Source organism: Pedobacter sp. KACC 23697 (genome assembly GCF_045348445.1).
Taxonomy (GTDB): Bacteria; Bacteroidota; Bacteroidia; order Sphingobacteriales; family Sphingobacteriaceae; genus Pedobacter.
Genome location: NZ_CP157485.1, coordinates 1,182,878 through 1,209,124 on the forward strand (window position 1 = coordinate 1,182,878; position 26,247 = coordinate 1,209,124).

Sequence of the window (26,247 nt, forward strand, 5' to 3'; positions counted from 1 at the left end):
GCCTGAGAAACTTTAAGGAGCTATGGTAGGTAGAAGCCCACTTTTATATTTTACCCCAACAAGACTCGTAAAACCATACGAGTATGAAAACTAAACCCATTACCATTGCAGGGAAACCGCTTTCGCGGTTTTATCAACTACCTTTTGAAAAGGGGAGCAGGATGTTAAGTTTGGTGGTGCTTGAATCACATACCACATGTAGCACAGGTAAAAAGCCTGATCTGCCAGTGATACAATCGCGTTCTTTTGACCAGGGTTTGGTAACTGTTCAGGTTAAATTGGATGGGGAAGAGGCGTTAAGGGTTTACCTTGCGGTAGAATACGATCATCTGCTGGTGAGCTGTAGTGTGGATACTGATGAAAGCTACCTTGGGCGTTACGCTTACCTTACGTTGCGGGCCATGATGCGAGGCGGTTACTGCGATTTTCAGGAATATTACTGGCCTGCATGTTTTGCTTTGGGTAACAAGCGATCAAGCTATGTAGATGTGGTTAAAAAAACTGGCGGTTTTATCATTACCTTGAAGAAAAAGTTTAGCGGTTTATTCAGACCTGGTGATGATTTGCCTGATGTTACCGAACGCGTGGTGGTACCGCGTGAAAGGCTGTCGGGTAAACACGACACGGCACGGCTGGCCCCGGTTAGCATTGGTTATTGTTTCGCCAATACCGATCTGCAGCATTTCCATAGCAACCATTATCCTTTTTTAATTCCTTATGTTTTTGCGGCCACGGCTTACCTTAAAACGGTTAAATCTTTTAAACGTTTTGTGTTAAATCCGCACGATGTGGAGGGCATCAGTCTCTCGCCACAACAGGAGGAACTGAACAGTATTTGTTTCGCCATGAAAGAGCTAGCGGCCATACGCTTTAGCGCCAATAGTAACCAGCCCGAAACTGCGGCTAAAGTTAAAGCGGTTAACGATGCCAACCAACTCGCCCTGTTTAAGTTATGGCACAAGGCTTTACCGCTTTTGATGCAACAACGTTTTACTCATTATTTCTATAGTTATGGCCTGCGCAATGTTACGGGCAAACCGGTAATGCGTGATATGAAACTGGTTGATTTTACAATGGAGGTGCCTGTTTTAAGCTTTGTGTTAAAGGATGAGGGCGATTATTACGAACTGCAGCTTAAACTTAAGGTAAAAGGGAAAAGCCTGCACCTGAATACGGATCAACCTGGGCTGTTTTTAGTTTGCGACAGGGCTAAACCGTATTTATGGTATTTGCTTGAGGCTGAAATGGATTATAAACTGATTTGGTTTTTCAGCCGGGTAAATTTTAGGGTGCAGGTACCGAAAGGGTATTATAGCGAGTTTTTTGAGGGGTTTGTAGAGGGAGTGGAGAAGTGGTATGAAGTGAAGAGGGGGTAAACGCAGGGAGTTTTATTATCACCAATCGTCATTGCGAGGCACGAAGCAATCATAATGCGCTTGCTATTTTTGCATTCCGCTCGGGCTTGGCTCGGCTCACCGCCGCCGAAGGGCTCTTTCTTTTGGCTTGGCCCAAAAGAAACAAAAACCCAAGGCTTGCATCCTTTCTTGTAAAAAGCTACGAAAATCTTAATTGCGGCAGCATCGAGGCTCTTAGCCCTTGCTCTACTCCACCGCTCCCGCTTTGATCCTGCCTTGGGCTGTTGGGTTATGAGGGGTAGGTGCAAAGATTTCCGTGCTTTTTCCTGCGAAAATCTGCGAGGCCAGTAGCAGGGTGCAGATGGCATGGAGTAGAGGACATTCTTACTAGCTGTCATCCTGAGGTACGAAGGATCTTTTGATTGAAAGATTTGCTTCGCAGAGCCTACGGGTTCTTCACTGCGTTCAGCATGACAAAAAAAGCAGCCGTCGTTTTATTATAAATCTGAACTTATTTCAGGGACTATAAAATGATGCATTAAGATAAGCGCCTGCGCGAGGATTACGGATTTTCTTTCTTTAAATCATTTCGAAACGATGAGGGGAATTCTCCTAATGATTAGGAGGGGCGGTGCTAATAGGAGTATTATAAAGATTCTTCACTGCGTTCAGAATGACAAAAAAAGCAGCCGTCGTTTTATTATAAATCTGAACTTATTTCAAGGACTATAAAATGATGCATTAAGATCCCCGCCCGCGCGAGGATGACGGATTTTCTTTCTTTAAATCATTTCGAAACGATGAGGGGAATTCTCCTAATGATTAGGAGGGGCGGTGCTAATAGGAGTATTATAAAGATTCTTCACTGCGTTCAGAATGACAAAAAAAGCAGCTTTTGTTTTATTATAAATCTGAACTTATTTCAGGGACTATAAAATGATGCATTAAGATCCCCGCCTGCGCGAGGATGACGGATTTTCTTTCTTTTAAATCATTTCGAAACGATGAGGGGAATTCTCCTAATGATTAGGAGGGGCCGTGCTAATGGAGTTATTATAAAGATTCTTCACTACGTTCAGAATGACAAAAAAAGCAGCCGTCGTTTTATTATAAATCTGAACTTATTCCAGGGACTATAAAATGCTGCATTAAGATCCCCGCCTGCGCGAGGATGACGGATTTTCTTTCTTTTAAATCATTTCGAAACGATGAGGGGAATTCTCCTAATGATTAGGAGGGGCCGTGCTAATGGAGTTATTATAAAGATTCTTCACTACGTTCAGAATGACAAAAAAAGCAGCCGTCGTTTTATTATAAATCTGAACTTATTTCAGGGACTATAAAATGATGCATTAAGATCCCCGCCTGCGCGAGGATGACGGATTTTCTTTCTTTAAATCATTTCGAAACGATGAGGGGAATTCTCCTAAAGATTAGTAGGGCAGGCGGATGAAAGGCCTACGTGCCCTCTGTGAAATTCTCAGTGTCCTCTGTGGTAAAATTCGCAGTAAACAAAAAAAGCCACAGACCTTTCGATCTGCGGCTTTTCTTTTTAACATCAATCTAAATTTGTTTTAAAATCTGTTAAACGTTGCATTAAGATCCCCGCCTGCGCGAGGATGACGACTTTTTCTTTAAAATAAAATTACGGCTTCTTACCAATGTTCACTCTGATGTTCACTTCGAAATCTCCATCAGTATAACCACTAATGGCTGAAGTGGCGGTATTGTAATAGGCCATGAAATACAGGGTGGATTTGTAGTTCATCCCGAAACCAACGGTAGCATTCTGCGTATTGTGGTACATGGCCATTACGTATAACTTATCGTTGGCGAAGTTTGCGTTTAAACCGGCATCCCATAAATTTTCGTAATTCTTGATGCCCCTGAACACCCCTTTAGGTTCCAGGCTGATGCCGTTAATACCCGATCCCAGCATGAACTTATAACTTACTGCCGAATAAAACGTAGGTTTATCGGCATAGTTTAAATCATCTTTCCTGAAAACGGAACGCATATTGGGCACAGCACCTTCAACCGTTAATCCTTTTGAGGTATAAGAAATCCCGAAATCGCCATCCAGGTAATAACCTCTATCGTTAAAACGGGCGATGGACGGATCGTTAACATCGCTGTTTCTTACGCTGCTTAAATCGAGTTTATCCTGACTGGCACCGAAAGAAATCCCAAAATTTAGTTTCTGGTCGTCGCTGTTTAAGGGCAGGTGATAGGCAAAGGTACCTACGGCCTTGGTGCGCTGGATGCCGCCCGATTTCTCGTTGTAGATATTTACGCCCCAACCCACTTTGTTTGCCTGCTGATCTAGGGTTACACTCTGGGTAATGGGTGCGCCCGGAATGTTTGACCATTGTTTGCGGAAACTGCCGTTAATGTTAAAACCTTCGGTAATACCGGCCATTGATGGGTTTACCAGGTAGCGGTTCTGGAAATATTGTGCGTTGAGTGGAAGGATCTGTGCTTGTACAGATCCTAAAAATAATGTGCCTGCAGCAAATAGAAACGTTACGCGACGCATTTGCTTTATGTTTTTTGTAATTGCTCTCATGTCTGTAATTAGTCTCTAATGATGTTGATGTAACCTTTAAATGTACCGATACCATTACCCAAATCGATGATGTAATAATAGGTTCCTTCGCTCAACGGGCTGCCGTTTATGGTTCCGTCCCAATCATTGGCATAGGTATGTTTGGTGTATAATATCCTTCCGGCCTTATCAAAAATCTTTAAGGTATTGTTTGGATAGTAATCGATGTTTTTAACGATAAATTTATCATTGTAACCATCGCCATTAGGGGTAATCACCGTACCGGCTTCGAGTTTATAATCTTCTATTACAGTAATGGCAATATTTTGATCGCTTACGCAACCGCTCGCATTGGTTACGGTAACGCGGTAATTACCGCTCTGTTTCGGGCGGATGGTGAGGGCAGCGGTGTTCTGTCCGCTAACGATGTCGGCGCCAGTCCAGCTAAATTGCGTACCACCGGTAGCGGTTAACACGATGGCATCACCTTTAGAAATGGATAAACCTTTATTGCTGCTGATGGAAACCACCGGTAAAGCATTTACGGTTACCGTAGCCGATCCGGTTTGGAGCTGGCTGGCATAGGCGTCGGCCACGCTCACCAATGTATAGGTAAATGTACCTGTAGAATTGGTTGGTACACTCACCGTAGCAATGGTGGTGTTGCTGGTTACCGTGCGGTTGCTACCTCCATTTATGGTATAAGTAAAGGTGTAAGGCGCTGTACCTGCCGAGCCGGTAAAGGTAAGGTTTGGCGATGAGGCAAAATTACATACCGAAGTTGTGCCTGCAATAGTTGCTACCGGCAACGGACGGATCACTACGGTTGCAGAGCCGGTTTGAGGCTGACCGCAATTTACATCGGCCACACTAACCAGATTATAAACAAATGTACCTATGGTAGTGGTAGGTGCAGCAACCGTTGCGGTGTTCCCGGTTGAGGTAACGGTTCTGTTAGCGCCGCCATTTATGTTGTAGGTAAAGGTATAAGGCGCTGTTCCGTTTGCAGCGGTAAAGGTAATATTGGGGGCAGCAGCTAAGTTTGGTACTGCTGTTGAGCCCGAAATACTTGCGGTTGCCAATGTTCTAACCGTTATGGTAGCGGTTCCGGTTTGTGGCTGGCCGCAGTTGGCATCTTTTACATTGACTAAATTATAGGCAAAAGTACCGGCTACATTACTTGGTGCCGAAACGGTTGCCGATGTGCTTGCTGCGGTAGTGCTGATGGTTTGGCTTGCCCCGCCGTTAATGTTGTAGGTAAACGTATAAGGAGCAGTTCCGTTTGCGCCGGTAAAGGTGATGGTTTGGGGCGCACCATTTAAACAAACGGCAGCTGTACCTGTAACGATTGCCGTAGCGGTTGAAGTTACCGTTAACTTAAAAGTTTTGGTGGTTTTATCTACTCCTCCAAAGTCTGTTCCGCCATTATCCGTTACGGTAACCGTGATGTTGGCCACACCACTCACATTGTTTTTTAAGTGGTAAGTAATGGTTCCTTTATCGGCACCGTTTGCTGCTACGGTTAATACATCAAACAGGTTGGCATTATCTGAAGCAACAGCAAGTGTGGTGTTTTGCGTAGTTTCCGGACCGGCAGAAATCCCGGTTAAGGCAATAGTTTGGTTAGCTGGGCTATAACAAACGGCCTGATCGGCCACCGCATCGATAGTTGGGGCACCATTGCCAAATAAATACCTGGTTTTAATCGGGTAGTGATCGGTTGTGGTAGAACTGTAGTTGGTTACCAGGTTTTTAACAGCATCTAAAACCTCAGCCGAGGCCGGAATGTAGTTGAGGTTTAGGTTTTTGGTGATGATCACGTTGTCAATTACGGTATTAAAACCAGCTGTAGATTGTTTTCCGGCTAAACTTAAAGGTAGCGTAACAGGGAAATAATTGGCTGCATCTTGTGTAAAATCGGAATACGATGTGCCTGTGCCTGCAGGCATTGGGGCAATGGTTTTATTGGCATCGAGCACATCGTTAAAATCGCCAAGGATGATTATCTTTTTGCCTGGCAGGTTCAGGTCTAACCAATCTTTTAATTGTTTATTTCCGCTTTTTCTACGGTTGTAGGAATCAATCTGATCGGCTGTGGTGCCGGTGTTGGCTTTGGCATGAATCTCCACAAAATAAACCGTATCCAGTTTATTGTTGATCTTCACCTGCGCTTGCATCAAGTAAGGGAAGCGACCCGACGACCAGTTTTTGTAAGGGGTACCATCTGCACTGGTTGCCGGTACAGCAGGATTATAAGTTTCTCTTAAAATGCCTAAAGTAGAAATGGGTTTAATCAGATCGGTGCGGTACATAAAAGCCAGTTTTTGTGCTAACGGATAATCGGCATCGGCTTTATTATCGGCGTATGATCCGAACTCGCTGAACACCACATTGTATCCTGCCGGTAAAACTGTGTTCCGGAACAAAGTGGTATCTACCACCTCTGCGAAACCATAAATATCTGCATTAATATTGTTGACAATGGTTTTAACGTTTGCAGCTTGTAATACATCGTTTGATGGATCCTGAGCCGGGCTGCCGAACCATTCGATATTCCAGTTCACTACTTCCAGCGTATTGGCAATATCGAAAGTGTTTCCGCTTAAGGCAACAGTTTTGTTTGCCGAACCAGCAGTAGCAATGGTTACATTACCGGTATAACTGGTATTAACTACCGTTGGCGAGAATTTGGCATAAACGGTTGGTGAAGTATTGTTGATATCGGCTTTTGGATAGGTAATGGTGCTGCTGTACGCTCCGGTGCTGGTTTTAGACAGCGTAAAGTTGGCCGGAGCGGTAACGGTAACATCGCCGGTTAGGTTTCCGGCAGAAAAACCAAAGCTACTGGCTGCAGAAGTGGTGTTGGTTGCCTGAAAACCGAAATTGATGCTTGATGGCGAAGTGGTAATATCAACCGCTGGTGGCGTGTTCGAATTGGTTACGGCAAAATCATCAACGGTCCAGCGGCTGGCCGATGAAGTGGTAGAATTGTATACAATAGCGACATAAAATGGTGTGGCCTTGTAGGCTGATAAATCGATATTATCTGATTTGGTCCATTTATCGGAACCTGTTTCAGGGAATTTACCATCTAAACTGGTCCAGGTGGCGAGTGCAGGATTACCTGAACCTGTATAATTGGTCGAGATTTTTAACTGCAGTTTATCTCCTGCGAAGGCAGATCTGGTCCAGAATGATAAAATGGCGTAATTGAATGATGAAATATTTAAGGCCGGAGAAATTAACCAGTCCTCGTTAAGGATGTTTCCGCCTGAGTAACCATTAATCTGCAAGGCGTTACCCGCACTGCCCGCACCGGTTGGATCGGAAGCATCGTGACCAAAAGTAGTGGTACAGCCCCAGGTTTGCGGACCGGTTACGCTATATTGATAAAAACCATCTGATAAGGCTGCACTGCCTACCGTGGTGCAGTTTTCGAAATTGAAAGCGGTTTGGTTAGGATCAATAGCCGGACCGCTTAAAGCCAGTGAAACTGATGTAGCACCGGCACTTGCATGTACAATGACTCCATTTGCATTGCCCACTGCTGTTGGACTAAATTTAACATAAACCGTTTGGTTGGTGGCTAAATCTGCAGTGGTGTAGCTGATGGTGTTAGCAAAGGTGATATTATCTTTCGAAATGGAAAATGGACCGGTTACGGTAAGCGTAGTATTGTTGGTTAAATTACCTGCCGATAATACATAAGTTTTGGCTGCAGATGTAGTATTGATGGCCTGGTTGCTAAAGGCCAGTGAAGTTGGTGTAGCTTTAAGGTATGGCCCTGAGGTTGATGCCGGCTCGGTTACGGTTGAGTTTTGAGGGTTTATGGCACTGGTTACAAAATCGGCAGCATTATCATCACTGTCGTAACCATTGCCCATAAATTCTTCTGCGCCTCCTGTAGCCAATGTAGCCGGGGTTGAGGTAGCACTGGCTTTACGCTCAATTGAAGTGGTGTTTGATGGGGCAACAGCCGCCGCTGTACCTTCGAAACCATTTGCGGTAGCACCAAAGCCTACTAAATCAATAACCGTTGCACCGGTTGGTAAAGTGCCCGTTTGTGCCGTACTACTATTACTTAATAATACTTTACCAGCTGTACCGCTCATGTTAATGGTACCGATTTTATCAGGCGTTGGCAGGTTGGTGGTGCCTCCTGAACCTGCTGCTTGCTGGATAAGGTAAAAACCTTTTGCGGCAATGCTTCCAGATAGGGTAGTGGTTTGCCATGAAGTTCCGGTTGCACTGGCGTACTGTACGCTCCAGCCGGTTAAATCAACCGCACTAAGCGTTGGGTTGTACAACTCGATAAAGTCGTTTTTATAAACCGCACCCGAGTTGCCACCACCACCATAAACTTCAGAAATAACCACATGGTTAGCTCCTGTTGGCTCTTTTGCCGCTGAGTTTTGTGGGTTTGGAGCCGTAATTACAAAATCGTTACTGTTGTTGTCGGTATCGTAACCATTACCGTTAAATTCTTCGGTACCGCCAACCGCTAAAGTAGCTGCTGTTGAAGCGGCACTTGCTTTACGCTCGGCAGAAGTGCTATTGCTTAACACTGCCGTGGCTGCGGTTTCGAAACCGGAAGCGGTTGGGCCTACACCTATTTTATCCACTACGGCAGCACCTGTTGGGTTTGCACCGGTAAGGGCGGTGGTAGCATTGCTTAGCACAATTTTAAAGGCCGTACCCGACATATTGATGGTGCCTGTAACATCGGGGGTAGGTAAATTAACCGTACCTCCTGTGCCTGCAGCTTCCTGCACCAGGTAAAAACTTTTGGCAGGGATACTGCCCGTAAGCGGAGTAACCTGCCAAGATGTTCCGGCCGCTGCTGCATATTGCACGCTCCAGCCGGTTAAATCAACCGCGGTATTGCCCGGGTTGTATAATTCGATAAAGTCGTTTTTGTAAGTTGCGCCGGTGTTGCCACCACCACCATACACTTCGGAGATTACGATATGGGTTGGTGCTACCGGCGGTGTGGTACCCACACCTGTTGTAGTAATGTTTTGTGTGGTTGCGCCAGTGCTCGCAATACTGATATTGCCTGATGCTGTGGATGCCGCTGTGGGACTAAAACGTACAGAAACCGTTTTGCTTGTAGCCAGCTCTGCCACGGTATATACTAAAGAAGTGCTGTAAGTAACATTATCTTTCGAGAGATAAAAAGGTGCAGTAGTGCTTACATTCACCACGTCAGTTAAGCCTGTAGCATTGAGGGTAAAAGTTTGGGCTGCAGAATTTGTGCCTGTATTTTGAGAACCAAAATCGAAAGCGGTTTGGTTTACCGTTAAAATGGTTGATAATCCGTTTCCGCTTACCGCAACGTTAACCGGGCTTGCGCCGGTGCTGGTATGGGTAATATTGCCACTGGCACTGCCTGCGGTTGTTGGGCTAAAACGAACGTATACCAATGGCGATGCCGCAACTTCGGCTGTAGTATAACTGATGGCATTGCTAAACGTAATATTATCTTTAGAAACAGAAAAAGGTGCCGTAGCATTTACAGAAACGTTTGCGGTAAGATTGGCACCACCTAAGGTATAACTTTGTGCGGTAGAACTTGAATTGATATTCTGATCGCCAAAAACCAATGCCGTATTTGATGCGGATAAAACCGGGGTGGTGGTAACGCTGCCATTTGGTTTGATGCTAAAATCGTCGATCGCGTAAATGCCGTCGCTTCCTAAATCGTCGGTGTCTGTCCAGCGGATATAAAGTGTGGCACCATTTACCCAGGTAATGGCAGTGATGCTTCCTGAAATAGCGGTTTGGTTGGCTGGCTGGTTTCCGTCAACACCAGCTGCGGCAGTAGTGGTGGTTAACTTTTCGTTAAGGTCCATGCCGGTAAGTGGCAACCAGGTGGCCGATGCATCGGCAATGCCTGTAGCATTAAAACTATATTCGAAATTCAGTTTTTCGTTTACAGTGGCGTTTGAACCGGTTCTCCACTGTTCCATCACACCCGATAAATCGATTGAGGTTACCGTTGAGCCTGTATTATTCTGAAAGCCGGCACCAAATCTGGGTACCAATGCACCAGAGGCCAGACTTCCCAACGAGCGGTCGGCCGCTCCGGCTGTACCCGCATTGTAAGCCGCGCCACTGTTTGATGAAGTGGTGTAAACCGTTAATGTTAAGGCCGAACCTACGGCTGCGGTACTTGTGCCGCTGGCTTTAACAGCACTCCATCCGGCAACTGTTGAAGTCCCGGTGGCCGTCATGCCATCAAAATTTTCTGATTTAGCTGTATTTAGTGCCGTTAATGAAACCTGGGCAGATAAATAATTTATGAAAACCAGAAGGAATAAAATGAGAAGTAAAGGTCTTTTCATATAGTTAGTTTGTTTATTAGAGCAAATGTATATGCAATTGCCTTATTATCAGATTAACTTAATGTTAATTCGGACGAATGTGGAAAAATAAATCTAATACGGGGTAATTTTTTGTTTTTGCAGACGTTTATGTGCTGTTTCACATATTTCACGACAATAAATCCGTCATTGCGATGAGGCTTTTTCAGCCGAGGAAGCAATCTTACAACTATGGGTTATCTGCGATTGATATGTTGATCAACCCATCATTTTTGCTTCCAACAGTTTTCTGTGATATTGAGGCATGAAGATATTTTAAATATCGTTATTGCGAATAATCCGTCATTTCGACCGTAGTGGAGAAATCTTTTACGTTAGTTTATTGGTTACAGTTTTACTTCAAGCTCAGGCTTTCCTAGGCTCACCGCCGCCGAGGGGCTCTTACCTTTTTCTTGATAAAAAGGTAACCAAAAATCAAGGCTTGCATCCTTTCTTGTAAAAACCTATGGAAATCTTAATAGCGGCAGTATCGAGGCTCTTAGCTTAGCTGATCCCACCGCTCTCGCTTTGATCCTGCCTTGGGCTGTGGGATAATGATGGGCTAGTGTACAGATTTCCGTGCTTTTTCCTGCGAAAATCTGCCAGGCCGGATAGCTGGGCGCAGATAGCATGGAGTAGAGGGAATTCTTCTCTAGCTGTCATCCTGAGGTACGAAGGATCTTTTGATTTAAAGATTTGCTTCGCAGAGCCTTCGGGTTTTTTACTGCGTTCAGAATGACAATGTAGTTTTTGTCCTGGGGCTCAGGCTTTCCTCGGCTACCTATGAAAAATCGGTACAGTTCCACCGCCGCCGAAGGTCTCTTTCTTTTCTCTTGATAGAGAAGAAACAAACCTGAGCGCAGCGAAAGCATGCCTGCCATTAAAAACAATAAACACCAAGGCATAACTGAAAGGCTTGTATCTTTTCTTGAACTAAGCTATCGAAATTCTAAGTGCGGCAATATGGAGGCCCCGATGAAAAATCGGGACTGTATATTGCCTTGGGCAGTAGGGTGTTGAAAGGTACTTCAAGAATTTCAATGCTTATTTCGGCGAAATCTGCGAGGCCAGGTAGCGTGGTGCAGATCACAGAGCTTATCATAAAAGTTTGGTCTTTTGGTTACAGACTTTCGTTATTAAGCCTGATCCGATATTTATCGGATGGAACGGAAAGCCCGCAATCTGATCCTTCATCGGATGAGGACTTGAAGTATAAAGCAGGGCAGGAGGCAGCCATGGAACCGGACCGTTCACTTCCAAAAAAAACAATACCATTTATCTGATCACCCAAATTCGATTAACCAGTTGTTTTAAAGGTGGTTGATGAACGCTTTACTTTCTGGTCGTCACCCTGATTCGATAGTTGTCGGATTTATTTAAGGGGCTTACTGATCTCTAAGGTGCTGAAACACTCACCGACGGTTATTATGCAGTTGGATGGACTATTTTGATTGGTGTAAGATCAACAGGAGATGAGGATTATAAATACTCCTCAATATTTCCTTTGCCCTCACGAATCACTTCGAATTCGCCGGTAGTACAGTCAATTACGGTAGAGGCTTCGTTGTCGCCATAACCGCCGTCAATAACAATGTCTACCAGATTTTCATATTTCTCATGGATCAATTCCGGATCGGTAGAATACTCAATTACGTCATCATCATCTTTGATGGAAGTAGAGAGGATGGGGTTGCCTAGTTCTTTTACAATGCAACGGGCGATATTATTATCAGGTACCCGTATACCCACCGTTTTTTTGTTGGAACTTAATAATTTGGGTACGTTATTATTGGCATTAAAAATAAAGGTAAAAGGTCCCGGGAGTGCCTTCTTTAACACCCTGAAAGTGGTATTGTCAATGGGTTTAATGTAATCGGCAATGTGTTTTAAATCGTGGCAGATGAAAGAGAAATTGGCTTTCTCAGGTTTTATCCCACGGATCCTGCAGATTTTCTCGATCGCTTTCGGATTGGTGATATCGCAGCCCAAACCATATATCGTATCGGTTGGATAAATGATCAGGCCACCTTTTTTCAGTACTTCAACAACCTGTTCTATAGCCCTTTCGTTAGGGTTTTCTGGATAAATCTTAATAAGCATAGCGTAAAAATAACAATTTAGTGGTGTCAGTTGTTTAATAATCCTAATCTTTGTATTTAAAAAACATACGCTAATCTGATTTTATGAGAAAAGCTTTCGTCGCAATCGCCGCATTTTTAATCGCCCTAACCATTATGCTGGGCCTTTACCATCCTTTTTTGTGGTGGACATTCATTTTTACAGGTCCTTTTGTACTGCTCGGTATTTACGATTTATACCAGCCTAAACATAGTATTGTTAGGAACTACCCTGTATTTGGCCGTTTAAGGTATTTTATGGAAGAGTTGCGGCCTAAAGTGTATCAGTATTTTGTAGAAAGCGATACGAATGGTACGCCTTATAACAGGTTAAACCGTTCGCTGATTTACCAGCGTGCCAAAACCGATAACGATACGATTCCATTCGGGACACAGCTAAATGTATATGAAAATGGTTATGAGTGGTTAAGCCATAGTATTGCAGCCATTTCGCACCATGAATTGAATTTAGATCCGCGTGTTACGGTTGGCGGACCGGATTGCAAGAAACCTTACTCTGCCAGTATTTATAATATTTCGGCCATGAGCTTTGGTTCATTAAGTCAGAATGCCATTCTGGCTTTAAATGGCGGTGCCAAAATGGGTAATTTTGCCCACAATACCGGTGAAGGAGGTATTAGCGATTACCACCGTCAGCCGGGTGGCGATTTAATCTGGCAGATTGGTACGGGTTATTTTGGTTGCCGTAATGCGGATGGTACTTTTAACTACGATGCTTACGCCGAGCGGGCGCAAACTGATCAGGTGAAGATGATCGAGATTAAACTTTCGCAGGGCGCAAAACCGGGGCATGGTGGTATGCTGCCGGCTAAAAAAGTAACACCGGAAGTGGCCAGGATCCGTTTAGTGCCCGAGGGTAAAGATGTATTGTCGCCACCAGCACACTCGGCCTTTAACACGCCTATCGGTTTATTGGAGTTTGTGAAAAAACTGCGTGATTTATCTGGTGGTAAACCCGTAGGGTTTAAACTCTGCATTGGTCGTAAAAGTGAATTTTATGCCATTTGTAAGGCCATGATAGAAACCGGAATTTATCCGGATTTTATCACCGTTGATGGCGGTGAAGGCGGAACAGGTGCCGCACCACAGGAGTTTTCGAATTCGGTGGGTATGCCATTGCGCGAAGGGGTGGCTTTTGTGTATGATGTTTTAAATGGTTTTGACCTGAAAAAACACATCAAAATCATTGCTTCGGGTAAAGTGGCCACCGGTTTCGATCTGGTTAAAAATATAGCCCTGGGTGCTGATATGTGCAATGCTGCGCGCGGAATGATGTTTGCACTGGGCTGTATCCAAGCTTTAGAGTGTAACAGCAATACCTGCCCTACGGGAGTAGCTACACAAGACCCGAGCCTGATGAAAGGTTTGGTAGTAGAAGATAAAACTGTTCGGGTTAAAAACTTTCATAACCTAACCGTAGCCAGTGCGGTGGAGTTGTTAGGGGCGGCAGGTTTAAGAGAAACACATCAGTTAAGCCGGGCGTATATCAACAGAAGGGTGAGTCCGAGTGTGATGCAGAGTTATCTGGAGACTTTCCCGTATATTCCGGCAGGGAGTCTGTTAAAAACACCTTATCCAACACGTTACGAATTGGGGATGGCCCTGAGTACTTCGCAGAGTTTTGCGCCAACCGATTATAAGGTTTCAGCGGTAGATTACGCGCATGCCAATCCGTACGGAGATACCATGCATGAGGAAGGGAGATAAGTTTGGCTGGAAGAAAACATGTTTTTTTAGAGCAAGTGCAGTTGTGGGCAGACTTCCGAAGTCTGAAATGGCATGAGTACGGATAGAACTTCGGAAGTGTAGCTTATGGTACAACTCTTTAGTTTTTTTTGGAAAGTAGGGGCAGCAGTACTGAGGTTTGTTCATTTCCTGCTTTTCATTACAAGTCCGCTCCCGATGAAAAAATCGGGATTGCGGGCTTTTCATTTCAATCAGGTTTAGGTGGGCAAAACAGAAGAAAAATCAATGTTTAAATCACCAAACGTTCCTACGGAACGAAAACGCCAATTTTACAATTGGCTACCGATGAGGCGTCCCGAGGGGACGATTTTTCAACATCATCGATTGGTATATGATTATATTAACCCGGTCGTCACCTTGAGTTTATTTCAGGGTCTTAATGAAAAAAAAAGAAGTCAAGTTTTAAAAACTTGACTTCTTTGGTTTATGGGGTTGTTTTCCTAAACCCTAAACCCTAAACCCTAAACCCAAAGGCTAAAACTCTGCGTTTTTCGGGAATCTTGGGAAAGCAATTACATCGCGGATGTTGGTCATCCCGGTTACGAACAATACTAAGCGCTCAAAACCCAAACCGAAACCAGCGTGTGGCGCTGTACCAAAACGACGGGTATCTAAATACCACCACAATTCATCCTGCGGAATGTTTAGTGCTTCCATGCGTTGGGTTAAGCGGTCTAAACGTTCTTCGCGTTGCGATCCACCAATCATTTCGCCAATACCAGGGAATAAGATGTCCATCGCCGCAACGGTTTGTCTGCCTTCAGCATCCGGTTCATTCTGGCGCATGTAAAAAGATTTGATATCAGCAGGATAATCGGTTAAGATTACCGGTTTTTTAAAGTGTTTTTCGACCAGGTAACGCTCATGCTCGCTTTGTAAGTCTGCACCCCATTCATCAATCAGGTATTTAAACTGTTTCTTCTGGTTCGGTTTAGAAGATTTTAAAATCCTGATCGCTTCTGTATAAGTTAAACGTTCAAAATCATTAGCCAGGCAAAAATCCAGTTTCTCTAATAAGCTGAATTCGCTGCGTTCGTTTTGTGGTTTCTGTTTATCTTCTTCCGCCAGGCGACTGTTTAAGAATTCTAATTCATCCTTGCAATTGTCTAAAGCATATTTTATGACATACTTCATCATATCCTCTGCAAGCTGCATATTGTCTTCCAGGTCGGCGAAAGCAAACTCAGGCTCAATCATCCAGAATTCGGCCAAATGGCGAGTGGTATTTGAGTTTTCAGCCCTGAATGTTGGTCCGAAAGTATAAATTTTACCGAAAGCCATTGCTGCCAGTTCGCCTTCTAACTGGCCGGATACGGTTAAGTTGGTGGCGCGGGCAAAGAAATCCTGAGAGAAATCTACTTTACCATCTTCAGTACGTGGCGGGTTGTCGAAATCCAACGTGGTTACTTTAAACATTTCGCCTGCACCTTCCGCATCACTGGCTGTAATAACTGGGGTATGCATATATACAAAACCACGTTCGTTGTAAAACTGGTGAATAGCAAAAGCCAGGGCGTGGCGTACCTTAAAAACAGCATTAAAAGTATTGGTACGGAAACGCAGGTGTGCAATTTCGCGTAAAAACTCAAGACTGTGTTTTTTAGGCTGTAAAGGGAATTTCTCCGGATCGCTGTCGCCTAAAATTTCCACGCTTGTTGCTTTAATCTCTACGGTTTGACCTTTGCCCAACGATTCGATCAGTTTACCTGTTGCAGAAATGGCTGCGCCGGTTGTGATTCTTTTCAACAGCTCATCAGGTAAATTATTAAAATCGATCACCACCTGGATATTACTCATGCAAGATCCGTCATTTAAGGCAATAAACTGATTATTTCGGAAAGTTCTTACCCATCCCATAACCGTTACGTCTGTGTCAAATGCTGTCGACTTTAATAAATCTTTAATTTGCTGTCTCTTAATCATATTGTTATTTGTAAAAAGCGCAAATTTAGAAAAAAAAACGTATCAGTTAGCAGTTTTCAGTATACAGTTTTCAGTTTTTTAGCATGAGGTTAAATCAAACTGTTAACTGTTCATTGCGAACTGAAAACTGACTACTGTTGCTGTTGTTGTTGCTGTTGAATCGCCTCCATATACTGTTGGTAGCTATTTTTGGTCCTTGTAGTTGGCGCTGCTCCTGTGGGTTTGTTGTAATTCACTTCTTTAGGCTGGAAGTATGCGTCATTATCTTCGAAATCTTCGTCATTATAACCAACAGATACATTAACTTCCATAATGTGTTCAAAACCGCCTTTGTAAACACCTTTTACTGGTGAGCAATCGGCAAAGTTTCGGCCTACAGCGAGGCGAACATGGTTTTCATTAGCAATACAATTGTTGGTAGGATCCAGGCCTAGCCAACCATATTCAGGTAAGTAAGCTTCGGCCCAGGCATGGGTAGCGCCTTCACCGCGCATTCCATCTCTGTTAGGACAGATATAACCACTCACATACCGTGCGGGGATTCCGGTTAAACGCAGCATGGCAGTTAATACATGGGCAAAATCCTGACAAACCCCTGCTTTAAGCTTTAAAATCTCATGCATAGTGGTGTCAACTGCGGTTATTCCTTTAATGTAATCAAAGTTGTTAAAAACATGGGCACAGTATTTTACTGCTGTTTGATAAGGTGTATCATCGATCTCATTAATACCCAGAGCGGTTTCTTTTAACTTGCTTATTCCATCAAAACTTTCCTGCCGTAAATAATCGATATAGGGTACTTCAAATTGTAAAGCATTTAAGCTTTTCCACTGCTCGCTGCTGAACATATCATCTTGTGGCAAGGGCTTGGCAAAGGTTTCTACACTGACCTTTGAGTAGATTTTAAGTTGGGTGTGTGGTTCGTTTTGGGTGAAGGTACCTACCTCATTGCCATAATAATCGATAAAAAGTTCAATTTCAGGGCTTCCAGAGATATTCAAATCATGTTTAATCACTTTCTGAAAATCGTCTTTAATTGGAAATAAAATGATTTGGTTTGCGCTATCTCTGACAGGGGATTCGTATTTGTAATTGGTAATATGTTTGATTTTGAAAATTGGCATATTCGTTATTGTTATGGTACTACAGATAAAATGATCAGCACAGGCATGAAATTGGCAAACATAGCAGGGTGTTAATCTGTGGCTAATACTTAGGTTATTTATGAGTTTGCGAAATAATATTCATTTAAAAGGTTTCCGATACCAAAGAGTTCAGCCCTGATCTCTGTGAGGTAATGATGTAATTGCTCTTCGTTCATGGTGTTTACTGAACTATAGGTAATCATACTTTTTAAACGGCCTATTTTAAACGACAGGTTATTGTAATGTTCGATATTGCTTTCGCTCTTAAGCCGGCTAAAATATCTTTCAATATTATTCATGGCATATAATGCCGAACGTGGGAAATCGTTATTGAGCATCACCAGTTCGATAATATTTTTCGCATCAAATCCTTGCCGGTAGGTTTTAAGGTATAATTCGTAACCACCCAATGATAATAATAAATGTTTCCAATAGGCAATATCTGTTAACAGATCGGGGTTGGTGCTTACTGAACTGAACTTAATATCAAGAATATCTATAGACTGGATACTTCTTTCCAGATGTTTGCCAATTTTCATAAAACTTCTTCTTTCTCCTCGTTCCATTACACTATCTGCCGTGCCATGGTATAGCATAACCTGTTTGATCAGCACATCTAATGCTGTAATGGGGTCGTCTTTTTGTACATACCACAATAATTTTTCGTCTTTAACCGCATGGTAGTATTCGTTTAAGCATTGCCATAAATCTTTCGGGATGTGTTCCTGTACACTCCTTGCATTTTCACGCGCAAGTGTTACAATGTTTAAAATCGAATTGGGGTTCTCTCGGTTTAACAAGAGGTATTCGATCACCGCACGGCTATCATGCTGAATATTCAGGAGTTCCTTTTCGTCATCCGATGAAAAAATCCGGATTACAGGTTTCCAGGTAAATTCCTGGATCGTATCTTGTGAGGAAGCGTAATTTATTTTTAACATGCGCAACATCCCGTCGCTGCGTTCAACATATCTGCTTAACCAGTATAAGCTTGATGCTACTCTACTTAACATATTCTGTATTCTAAGAAGTTAAAACCCAGGTATCTTTACTGCCACCGCCCTGCGAGCTGTTTACCACCAGCGAACCTTCTTTTAAAGCTACCCTTGTTAAGCCTCCTGGCACAATGGAGATGCCATCTGGTCCGTTTAAGGCAAATGGACGGAGGTCTATTCTGCGCGGAGCCAGTTTACCATTGATAAAGCACGGCGCAGAAGACAGACTGATGGTAGGTTGTGCGATAAAGTTGCGTGGATCTTTCAAAACCTCAATTTTGTATTCCTCGGTTTCCTGTTCGCTTGCTGCATGCCCCATTAACATGCCATAACCACCACTTCCATTGGTTTTTTTGATCACCATGGTGTTGATGTTAGCAAAAACATGGTCAAGCTCATCTTTATTGCTGAGCTGATAGGTGGGTACATTCTTTAAAATAGGTTCTTCATTCAGATAATACCTGATCATATCCGGTACATAGGTATAAACCGCTTTATCGTCGGCAACTCCGTTGCCCACTGCATTGATAATGGCTACGTTACCTTTGCGGTAAGCAGCCATCAGTCCCGCTACCCCCAGAACGCTGTTCGGGTTAAAAACCAGTGGGTCAAGATAGTCGTCATCTACACGGCGGTAAATTACATCTACCTGTTGCAGGCCTGTGGTGGTTTTCATAAATACCTTTTGGTTTTTAACCACCAAATCGCGCCCCTCTACCAATTCTACCCCCATTAAGCGGGCCAAGGTAGTATGTTCGTAATAGGCAGAATTATACATTCCCGGACTTAACAGTACAATAGTTGGATTGGAAACTGCTCTTGGTGAAAGGGCCATTAAATTTTTATATAGTATAGCCGGGTATTCGGTTACGCTTCTTACCCCGCACTGGGGGATAAGATCTGGAAATAGCCGTTTGGTGATTTCCCTGTTTTCTAGCATGTAGCTTACGCCTGAAGGGGTGCGGAGGTTGTCTTCCAATACGTAGAAAGTGCCATCGTGATCTCTGATTAAATCAATACCTGCAATATGGATATAGATATCGTGCAACACGTTTACATTATGCATCTCTCTTAAAAAATGCGGGCAAGAATAAATTACATTTATAGGTATAATCTGATCTTTTAAAATAAACTGATTGCTATAAATGTCTTTTAAGAAAAGATTTAATGCCTTTAGTCTCTGTTTTATGCCGCTTTCTATGAAAGCCCATTCGGAGAAAGTGATTATTCTTGGAATAATATCAAAGGGGAAGATTTTTTCTATGCCTTCACCACTGTCGTATACTGTAAAGGTAATCCCCTGACTCATGAATAGCTTTTTAGCAAGTTCTTCCTTTTTATTTAGGTTTTCGATAGACTCTTTTGAGAAATTATTAATGAAGTTTGCATAGTGATTTCTGTAATTACCGCTGATTGAGAACATTTCATCGTAAGTTTTAGGGTGTTTATCGTAGTTTTTTAGAAAATCCTCTGTCATTTTACGTAAATATTTCCTTAAAATATAATTTTTAGTGTAAAATAGGTAAATTTTTGCTGCAATATTTATTTTTTATATGCTTTCGTTTGTATTTTATGTATTTGTATTACTTTTTTAACTATTTTTTATCTAAAAAAGTTATTTTTTTTAATAAAATACTTGACGGAATGAATAAAATTTGTACTTTTGTAATGCTCGTTAATTATTATTATATATTTGGTTTAAAAAAAGCGCTGGCAACGGCGCTTTTTTTATAAAAACTTTAAGACTTATTCATAATCAACATAAACCAAACAACCTAAACCAAGAAAGCTCCGGAAAACCGGGGCTTTTCTTTTTTAAGAAATTTATAGCTGAAAAACAGATGAGGTTGAAGGGAGCACTATCATCATTTCGGTATTAGGATATTCATCATCCCCCCGCACGCGGGGATATAGATGAAATAAGCTGGTCATCACTTTTAAACATTTCTCCATTGCGGTCGAAATGACGAAACTTCGAAATTCCGGTAATCATCATCCTCGCATATTCAGTGGTTTTTAATGCTTTAGCACTAGTGTTATGGAGAAAAAATATGACATAAAAAAAAAAGCTACCCAATTCGGATAGCTCTTCAATATATGTTTTGTTGTTATTATTCTTCTGAATAAGAAATTTTATTCACATGTTTATCAATTTCCCATCTTCCGGTACCTTCTTCGCCAATTACCTCGAACAACTCTAAAGCCCTGCGTGCTTTATATTCTTCTTCGCGTTGTTCTTTCAGGAACCAGTTCAAAAATTCCATGGTTACGAAATCCTGTTCTTTGTGACATCTGGCTGCCAAGTTTTTGAAACTTTGGGTAATGGCGATTTCTGCCTCCAAAGCATCTTCGAAAACTTCCCTGAAACTGGCGAAGTCTGTTTTAATTCCACTAACTTCAGGAGAGATTGCATTTCCACCCATATCCAATACATATTTGAATAATTTAAGCTGGTGTACTCTTTCTTCTTCAGATTGCTTTAAGAAATAATCTGCCGAAAAGTCAAAGCCATTTTGATCGCACCAGGACGACATGGATAAATATAATGATGAAGAGTGAGCCTCTTTTTTAATTTGCTGATTTAATAATGTTTCGATATCCTGAGATATTAAACATTTGATACGCATTAGATCTTTCATATTTCTGTACTTTATTAACAATACAAATGTAAGCTGAATTTGTTCTGAATGGTAATTTATTTGCTATATGAAATTAGTCTAAATTGCTGATAATTAGTTATTTGTAATCAGTTTAAATAAGATGGGGTAGATGAGGTGAGATGTGGAATGGATGACGGAAAAGGAATGGATAACGCCATACGGATAGTGGCTGAGGATCAGAAGGATGATGGCATTTGACGGTTTCCAGCTTGCGGTTTTCGGTTTTCAATTTTCAGTTGGCAGTTTTCAGTTTCCCTTGAGATCGTCATCCTGAGTTTATCTCAGGATCTTTTTAAATAGATACTGAGACAAGTTCAGTATGACGTATGAAATGAAAAGCAGTTTTCAATTTCCAGTTTTCAGTTGGCAATTTTCAGCTGGCAGTTTTCAATTTCTATGAAGGTCGTCGTCCTGAATTTATCTCAGGATCTTTTCAGACAAATACCGAAATAAGTTCTGTATGGCATATCAGATGAATAGCAGTTTTCAGTTTTCAATTGGCGGTTTTCAATTCGCTCAAGCTGGTCATCCTGAGTTTATCTCAGGATCTTTTGAGACAGATACTGAAACAAGTTCAGTATGACATATCAAATGAAAAGCAGTTTTCAGTTTTCAGTTGGCAGTTTTCAATTTCGCTCAAGGTCGTCATCATGAATTTATCTCAGGATCTTTCCAGATAGATCCTGAATCAAGTTCAGGAGAACAAATAGGTAGGGCAATTCATTAATTAATTTGATCGCCCAATGAACAAATGGCTAATAAACCAATAAACTAGTATACCAATCTATAAAGACAATCGCTAATGATATGGTTAAGCTTAAACATGGTAAAAGTACCGTGCAGTAAATCTTTTAAAGCAATGATTTCGAGTGCACTCAATAAATAGATGTGTTCGCAACCATTAAAGGTAACCAATTCGAAATCTGCTTTATGGGTATTTAAAAGAAGTGCTTCAATATCAATCTGTTCTACAACAGTTTTTAGTTTTTGAAGGGAAAGGCAGTTGTAGCGTGCAAACTTACCGCCAAAATCTACGTAAAAGCAATTTAATTTATCTGATTGATAAATTGAACCATGGGTATTTGAGAATACGTTAACGAGTTGGTTAATATCTATACACGCTTTTTCCATCGGTTACAAAAATTGGCATTATTTAGATTAAATACAAATAAAATTGTAAAAAAAATAGTGAGCGCCATGCGCGTAGCGTTTAGCGGCGGAAGAAATAGGTGTATGAATGGATAAAAGTGATCGTCGTTCAGGTAAAAGTTCGGGTAATCAGGTGTAGAAGCCTGTCTGGACAGAGGCTATCAAACTTATCTTAATTAATCAAGATGCTGCGTACATTTACCAAAAGCGTTTGTTTCTTGAATTTTCAGGCAAAGATTCAGATTATTTACTTGCTTGGGCACCAAATACCATATGATGGTACAACCCGTTCATAAATTCCTTTTCATTTTGGATCTTAAAGCCCATCTGCAGGTAAAGCTTTAAGGCGCCCACATTGTTTTGTTCGACTAATAAACCAATGTTTTGATGTCCTAATTGCCAACCCATGGCAATTCCTGCCTTAATGAGTTGTTTGCCTATGCCTTTGCCCTGGGCACTGGCATGTACACTAATACTATCAAGATAAAACTCGCCACTTTGAGTCTCAGCATCCATATGCTTATTATCCGGATCAGGTAGGTTTAAGTAGGCTAAAAAAGGTTTTCTGAGTTCAATCAGCAATGCTCCGTCATAAGCCGTTAAAGAGCCGAGTACTTTTTCCGCTTCTTCAAAGACTAAGGTATTTTCATAGCTGTATTGATTACCCTGTTCCTGAAAAAAATGTTCAAAGATGCGGTTAATGGTTTCCTGATCATTGGTGTGGGTTAACTTCGCGGCAAGTTCTCCCATGGCCTGAAGTAGCAGGGGGACAACTTGCGCTGCATCTTCCGGTTTGGCAGGCCTGATCATTAAATCTCACTTAGCTTAAAGGTTTCCGCTACGCGTATTCCTTTTTCGGTACGTTGTAAGGTGCAGCACTCGTTAATGGGATCGTGCTCCAGAAATAGGATATAATTGTTTTCTACCGCTTCTTCCAAAAAAGCCTGTTTTTCGGTTAATGTTTTTAAAGGAAACATATCGTATGCCATTACATAGGGCAGAGGCAAGTGACCTACTGAAGGTAACAGATCAGCCATATACACCATGGTTTTACCTTTGTAACTGACTTTTGGCAACATCATGGCATCAGTATGCCCATAAGCAAAACTGATGTTGACATTCTTTTGCCATTCTATATTTTCTTGTTCAGGCACAAAATTAAGCTGTCCGCTTTCCTGAATAGGTAAGATGTTTTCTTTTAAAAACGAAGCTTTTTCTCTTGCGTTGGGTTTAACTGCCCATTCCCAATGTTTTTCATTACTCCAATATTTAGCATTTTTAAAAGCGGGCAACAGTTTTTCGCCTACTCTTACAATTGCACCGCCAACATGGTCAAAATGAAGGTGTGTCAGGAAAACATCTGTGATATCTGCCATTTTGAAACCCAATTGCGTCAACGATTTTTCTATAGAATCGTTGCCATGAAGATAGTAATGACTGAAAAATTTCTCATCCTGTTTATTTCCGATTCCGGTATCTACTAAAATCAACTGATTGCCTTGTTCTATCAATAAGCAGCGCATGGCCCATGTGCAAAGATTGTTGGCATCAGCAGGATTGGTTTTTTGCCAGATGGCTTTGGGTACAACACCAAACATGGCACCGCCATCTAATTTAAATAAACCGGTATTTATAGTATGTAATGTCATCGCCTTTTAATAATGGTAAGCGCTAAATTTAAGATGTTTTATGCGATGAGCAAAATTGTGGATTATGATGATTTATCTGGCGTAACCAATTTTAAACCTACAATCGATAAAATTAACAGGCCGATGAAGAAAATCCGCCAGAAATTAGCATCTTCTTTAAAGTACAATATCCCTACCAAAACTGTTCCAACGGCACCAATTCCTGACCATATTGCATAGGCTGTGCCCAACGGGATTTGTTCAATTGCTTTAGTCAGAAAAACAAAACTGATGATTACACATACTACGAATCCTGCAGCCCATTTCCAATTTGTAAAACCTTCTGATAATTTTAGTGATGTGGTGAAACCAACCTCGAAAAGTCCGGCAATGATTAGTAAAATCCAATGCATAATATACTCCTTATTTGATGATCATTTATTTGTTAATTATCGAACAGATAAGGGTGGTAAATGTTTTAGGAATACAGAAGAAAGTGTTGAGGTTGTTCGCAGGAACGCTGCGGCAGCTTAGGTTTCGCCACGAAAATTATTAATCATTTTAACGAAAAAAGCCCCGAAATCTTCGGGGCTTTTCAAAATTTTGTTTAATATAAGTTACAAGTGGATCACTTCTCCGTAGGCATCAGCGGCAGCTTCCATAATGGCTTCGCTCATGGTTGGGTGCGGGTGAACAGATTTGATCATTTCATGGCCGGTAGTTTCTAATTTACGGGCCACTACAATTTCGGCAATCATTTCGGTAACGTTGGCACCGATCATGTGTGCGCCCAATAATTCTCCGTATTTGGCATCAAAAATCAGTTTAATGAAACCATCTTTGGCACCGGCAGCACTAGCCTTACCTGATGCAGAGAATGGGAATTTGCCGATTTTTAATTCGTAACCCGCTGCTTTCGCTGCTTTCTCAGTATAACCCACCGAAGCAATTTCAGGAGTACAATAGGTACATCCGGGGATATTATTGTAATCTAAAGGCTCAGCATGCTGACCGGCAATTTTTTCTACACAGATAATTCCTTCTGCAGAAGCTACGTGAGCCAATGCCTGGCCACCTACCACATCGCCAATGGCATAATAACCTTTAACTGAAGTGTTGTAGAACTCATCCGTAACAATTTTGCCTTTTTCGGTTTTGATGCCCACTTCTTCTAAACCGATGTTTTCGATGTTGGCTACAATACCAGCTGCTGAAAGTACGATATCGGCTTCGATGGTTTGCATGCCGGATGCTGTTTTAACAGAAACTTTACAGCCTGCGCCACTGGTATCAACAGATTCAACACTTGCAGAGGTCATTACATCGATACCGGTTTTCTTTAAACTGCGTAACAATTGTTTTGAAACGTCTTCATCTTCAACCGGAACAACATTTTCCATAAACTCTACAATGGTTACTTTGGTGCCCATAGTAGCATAGAAATAAGCAAACTCTACACCGATAGCACCAGAGCCTACAACTACCATGCTTTTTGGTAACTCAGGGAGTACCATGGCCTGGCGGTAGCCGATAATCTTTTTGCCATCCTGTTTCAGGTTAGGCAGTTCTCTTGAACGGGCACCTGTAGCAATGATGATATTTTTGGCAGTCAGTTCTTTTTGAGAACCATCAGCACCTTTAACTTCCAATTTGTTTCCTGGTTTTACTTTACCAGTTCCCATAATCACGTCAATTTTATTTTTTTTCATTAAAAATTGAACGCCTTTACTCATGCCATCGGCTACACCACGACTGCGTTTTACCACAGCAGCAAAATCTGCAGTTGCACCGGATGTAGTAATTCCGTAATCAGCAGCATGATTAATATATTCGAAAACCTGAGCGCTTTTTAAAAGCGCTTTAGTAGGGATACAGCCCCAGTTTAAACAAATACCACCTAATGATTCACGCTCAACAATGGCCACTTTCAGTCCCAATTGAGAAGCTCTGATTGCAGCTACATAACCACCAGGGCCGCTGCCTAAAACAATAACGTCGTAATTCATCTGTTTTTTTTAAATTTGTTATTTATCTTTCAGATGGACTTTTCCATAATAAAAATGATTTTAATTACGGACGGTTATTCCTATCTGATTAAAGATCTTTATTTCTTAATTGTTACTGTATTTACAGGTAAAGTGTTGATTTCGCTCTTGGTTTGGGGCTTAAACTTTACATTACCAAAAATTAAAGGAGATTGCTCCGTTAACCATCGTCCAAAACTAAAAAAAAAAAGTCAATTGGCTAAGCCAATATGCAGATACCTGTTAAAATTTACAATGGTTGAATCTTGTTAAGATTATTCTCGTCAAAAAACAAAAGCTTAATTATCAGTTTTTGCAGAATTATATATGGATAATCGATTAAAAAATTGAATAACAGGGCTGTTTATGCTTCGAAAAATGTTGCTGATAGGTGTTATTGGGAAAATACCAATTTTAGTTAAAGTTTTATGCTTAAATTATAAACAACTGTAGGTTTTATTGTTAAAAATTTAGATTTATAACCAATGTATTGATAAACTGAAAGTTGTAATTGATAATGTATGTGTTAAATGTTGAAAAATTATGACCGACTTAATAATTATTTAACATTGAATGT

At 41.7% G+C, this 26,247-nt stretch carries 15 protein-coding genes; 2 read left to right on the top strand and 13 right to left on the bottom strand.

Features of this window, described 5'->3' with window-relative positions:
• The first annotated feature begins 83 nt into the window (after positions 1-83).
• Positions 84-1,376 (top strand): hypothetical protein, encoded by a 1,293-nt coding sequence (locus ABEG20_RS04875; RefSeq protein WP_406826263.1) that lies wholly within the window; start codon positions 84-86, stop codon positions 1,374-1,376.
• A 1,624-nt stretch (positions 1,377-3,000) separates the two neighbouring features.
• On the opposite strand, the gene ABEG20_RS04880 is transcribed toward ABEG20_RS04875, so the two are convergent.
• The 3 genes from ABEG20_RS04880 to ABEG20_RS04890 all read right to left on the bottom strand — a co-directional run bounded on the left by ABEG20_RS04880 (position 3,001) and on the right by ABEG20_RS04890 (position 12,362).
• Positions 3,001-3,891, bottom strand: coding sequence for a type IX secretion system membrane protein PorP/SprF (locus ABEG20_RS04880; protein WP_406826264.1), 891 nt, complete (start codon positions 3,889-3,891; stop codon positions 3,001-3,003).
• A gap of 38 nt (positions 3,892-3,929) precedes the next feature.
• Positions 3,930-10,244 carry a lamin tail domain-containing protein gene (locus ABEG20_RS04885; protein ID WP_406826265.1) on the bottom strand — a complete coding sequence of 2,105 codons (6,315 nt, stop codon included), beginning with the start codon at positions 10,242-10,244 and terminating at the stop codon, positions 3,930-3,932.
• Between the two features lie 1,497 nt (positions 10,245-11,741).
• Positions 11,742-12,362: an L-threonylcarbamoyladenylate synthase gene (locus ABEG20_RS04890; RefSeq protein WP_406826266.1), complete on the bottom strand. Its 621-nt coding sequence runs from the start codon at positions 12,360-12,362 to the stop codon at positions 11,742-11,744.
• An 83-nt stretch (positions 12,363-12,445) separates the two neighbouring features.
• Between ABEG20_RS04890 and ABEG20_RS04895 the strand changes: the two genes are divergently transcribed.
• On the top strand, positions 12,446-14,107 hold the full coding sequence (locus ABEG20_RS04895) for an FMN-binding glutamate synthase family protein (protein ID WP_406826267.1): 1,662 nt from the start codon (positions 12,446-12,448) through the stop codon (positions 14,105-14,107).
• 513 nt (positions 14,108-14,620) lie between these two features.
• Here the strand turns inward: ABEG20_RS04895 and asnS are convergent.
• The 10 genes from asnS to lpdA all read right to left on the bottom strand — a co-directional run bounded on the left by asnS (position 14,621) and on the right by lpdA (position 25,652).
• Positions 14,621-16,069 carry an asparagine--tRNA ligase gene (asnS, locus tag ABEG20_RS04900; RefSeq protein WP_406826268.1) on the bottom strand — a complete coding sequence of 483 codons (1,449 nt, stop codon included), beginning with the start codon at positions 16,067-16,069 and terminating at the stop codon, positions 14,621-14,623.
• A 131-nt stretch (positions 16,070-16,200) separates the two neighbouring features.
• Positions 16,201-17,193: a transglutaminase domain-containing protein gene (locus ABEG20_RS04905; protein WP_406826269.1), complete on the bottom strand. Its 993-nt coding sequence runs from the start codon at positions 17,191-17,193 to the stop codon at positions 16,201-16,203.
• A 98-nt stretch (positions 17,194-17,291) separates the two neighbouring features.
• A complete protein-coding gene (locus ABEG20_RS04910) occupies positions 17,292-18,227 on the bottom strand; it encodes an alpha-E domain-containing protein (protein WP_406826270.1) in 936 nt (311 codons plus the stop codon).
• Positions 18,228-18,237: 10 nt separating this feature from the next.
• Positions 18,238-19,686 carry a circularly permuted type 2 ATP-grasp protein gene (locus tag ABEG20_RS04915; protein ID WP_406826271.1) on the bottom strand — a complete coding sequence of 483 codons (1,449 nt, stop codon included), beginning with the start codon at positions 19,684-19,686 and terminating at the stop codon, positions 18,238-18,240.
• A 634-nt stretch (positions 19,687-20,320) separates the two neighbouring features.
• Positions 20,321-20,848 (bottom strand): ferritin, encoded by a 528-nt coding sequence (locus ABEG20_RS04920; protein WP_406826272.1) that lies wholly within the window; start codon positions 20,846-20,848, stop codon positions 20,321-20,323.
• Between the two features lie 792 nt (positions 20,849-21,640).
• On the bottom strand, positions 21,641-22,000 hold the full coding sequence (locus tag ABEG20_RS04925; protein WP_406826273.1) for a hypothetical protein: 360 nt from the start codon (positions 21,998-22,000) through the stop codon (positions 21,641-21,643).
• 261 nt (positions 22,001-22,261) lie between these two features.
• The gene (locus tag ABEG20_RS04930) at positions 22,262-22,828 is read right to left on the bottom strand and encodes an N-acetyltransferase family protein (protein WP_406826274.1); all 567 of its coding nucleotides are present in this window, start codon (positions 22,826-22,828) and stop codon (positions 22,262-22,264) included.
• Positions 22,828-23,667, bottom strand: coding sequence for an MBL fold metallo-hydrolase (locus tag ABEG20_RS04935; protein WP_406826275.1), 840 nt, complete (start codon positions 23,665-23,667; stop codon positions 22,828-22,830). Before ABEG20_RS04935 ends, ABEG20_RS04930 begins: the two co-directional genes overlap by 1 nt.
• A gap of 62 nt (positions 23,668-23,729) precedes the next feature.
• The gene (locus tag ABEG20_RS04940; RefSeq protein WP_406826276.1) at positions 23,730-24,059 is read right to left on the bottom strand and encodes a DMT family transporter; all 330 of its coding nucleotides are present in this window, start codon (positions 24,057-24,059) and stop codon (positions 23,730-23,732) included.
• A gap of 204 nt (positions 24,060-24,263) precedes the next feature.
• Complete coding sequence (gene lpdA, locus ABEG20_RS04945; RefSeq protein WP_205057418.1) at positions 24,264-25,652, bottom strand: dihydrolipoyl dehydrogenase; 1,389 nt, start codon at positions 25,650-25,652, stop codon at positions 24,264-24,266.
• Positions 25,653-26,247 lie beyond the last annotated feature (595 nt).